Here is a 2320-nt window from a genome sequence, read left to right on the forward strand (position 1 = left end):
GCTTCCGGCCACCCACCCCCGCGGGCGCCCGCGCCCCCGGCGCCCGGCGTCCCGACTGGGACGACAGCGCCAAGCTGGAAGCCCTGCGCAGCCGCACGCCCCAGAAGCAGCGCCAGAAGGTGCACATCATCGGCGAAAACGATGATGCGCTCACCGCCGAAACCGGTGGCTACGCCGGCGAGCAGGAAGCCCTGGTGCTCCAGGCCAGCCTGGCCCGGCCCGCCAAGCCCCGCTCCGCTCCTGGCACCGCCGCCAAGCCCACCGTGGCGGTGCGCAAGCGCAAGAAGGAGACCACCCGCCAGCGCCAGCGGCGCCGTGCCATGGAACTGCGGGCCTCCCGCGAGGCCAAGGCCCAGCGTCCCGAGATGCTGATCGTGCCGGAGGGCAACCTCACGGTGCAGGAGCTGGCCGACCGCCTCGGCGTGGAGAGCTCCGAGATCATCAAATCGCTGTTCTTCAAGGGGATCATCGCCACCGTCACCCAGACCCTCGATCTGCACACGATCGAGACGGTGTCGGAGGAGTTCGGCGTGCCCGTCCTCGAGGACGACGTCGAGGCCGCGGCCAAGAAGACCGTGGAGATGATCGAGGAGAGCGACATGGCGCACCTGATCCGGCGCCCGCCCGTGGTGACCGTGATGGGCCACGTCGACCACGGCAAGACGAGCCTGCTCGACGCCATCCGCAAGACCCGCGTGGCGGCCGGCGAAGCCGGCGGCATCACCCAGCACATCGGCGCCTACCAGGTGGATGTGCCCCACGGCGACGAGCACCGCAAGATCACCTTCCTCGACACCCCGGGCCACGAGGCCTTCACCGCCATGCGGGCCCGCGGCACCAAGGTCACCGACGTGGCGGTGCTGGTGGTGGCCGCCGACGACGGCGTCCGTCCCCAGACCCTCGAGGCGATCAGCCACGCCCGCGCCGCCGAGGTGCCGATCGTGGTGGCGATCAACAAGATCGACAAGGAAGGGGCCCAGCCCGACCGGGTCAAGCAGGAGCTCTCCGGCCTCGACCTGGTGGCCGAGGACTGGGGCGGCAACACCGTCATGGTCCCCGTGAGCGCCATCAAGGGGGAGAACATCGACAAGCTGCTGGAGATGATCCTGCTGGTCACCGAAGTGGAGGACCTGCAGGCCAACCCCGACCGGATGGCCCGGGGCACGGTGATCGAGGCCCACCTCGACAAGGCCAAGGGACCGGTGGCCACCCTGCTGATCCAGAACGGCACCCTCAAGGCCGGCGACGTGCTGGCGGCCGGTCCGATCCTCGGCAAGGTGCGGGCCATGGTCGACGACACCGGCAAGCGGGTGAAGCAGGCCGGCCCCTCCAGCGCCGTGGAGGCCCTCGGCTTCAGCGAGGTGCCCACCGCCGGCGACGAGTTCGAGGTCTACGCCGATGAGAAGAGCGCCCGGGCGGTCGTCGGCGACCGGGCCACCGAGGCCCGGGCCACCCGCCTGGCCCAGCAGATGGCGTCCCGGCGGGTCTCCCTGGCCTCGATGTCGGGCCAGGCCAGCGAAGGCGAGCTCAAGGAGCTCAACCTGATCCTCAAGGCCGACGTGCAGGGCAGCGTCGAGGCGATCCTCGGATCCCTCGAACAGCTGCCCCAGGAGGAGGTTCAGGTGCGGGTGCTGCTCTCGGCACCGGGCGAGATCACCGAAACGGACGTCGATCTGGCAGCAGCCTCCGGCGCTGTGATCGTGGGCTTCAACACCTCGATGGCCTCCGGCGCCAAGCGTGCCGCCGATGCCACCGGTGTGGATGTGCGCGATTACGACGTCATCTACAAGCTCCTGGAGGACATCCAGATGGCCATGGAGGGCCTGCTGGAGCCGGAGCTGGTGGAGGAGAGCCTGGGCGAGGCGGAAGTGCGGGCCGTGTTCACGATCGGCAAGAGCGCCGTGGCCGGTTGTTATGTCACCAGCGGCAAGCTGCAGCGCAACTGCCGCATCCGCGTGCACCGCGGCAAGGAGCTCGTCTACGAAGGCGACCTCGACTCCCTGCGGCGCAACAAGGACGACGTCAAGGAGGTGGCCACCGGCTTCGAGTGCGGCATCGGCTGCGATCGGTTCACCGGCTGGCAGGAGAAGGATCGGGTCGAGGCCTTCAAGCTGGTCACACAGCGCCGCACCCTCAGCACCTGATCCCGTGACGCCCCGCGGCGAGCCGCTGCTCTGGCTCCAGCTGATCGCCCTCGGGGTGCTGCCGCTCGAAGCGCTCCTGCTGCTGCTGGTGCTGGCCGGCAGCGACCCCGGCCCGCTTCCGGGCCTGGAGCGGCTGCTCTGCTGGGCCATCGGCGCCCTGGCCCCCTGCCTGCTGC

The 2320-nt window shown here is 70.1% G+C and carries 1 protein-coding gene and 1 pseudogene; both read left to right on the forward strand.

Features of this window, described 5'->3' with window-relative positions; genetic code table 11:
• The coding region (gene infB / locus VB737_RS16340; RefSeq protein ID WP_500314513.1) for a translation initiation factor IF-2 at positions 1-2144 on the forward strand (2144 nt) is incomplete at its 5' end.
• 4 nt (positions 2145-2148) lie between these two features.
• Positions 2149-2320: pseudogene (locus VB737_RS16345) on the forward strand (low-complexity tail membrane protein); the annotation flags it as partial.

Origin of the sequence: Synechococcus sp. BA-120 BA3, assembly GCF_034931285.1 — a bacterium.
Taxonomy (GTDB): domain Bacteria; phylum Cyanobacteriota; class Cyanobacteriia; order PCC-6307; family Cyanobiaceae; genus Cyanobium.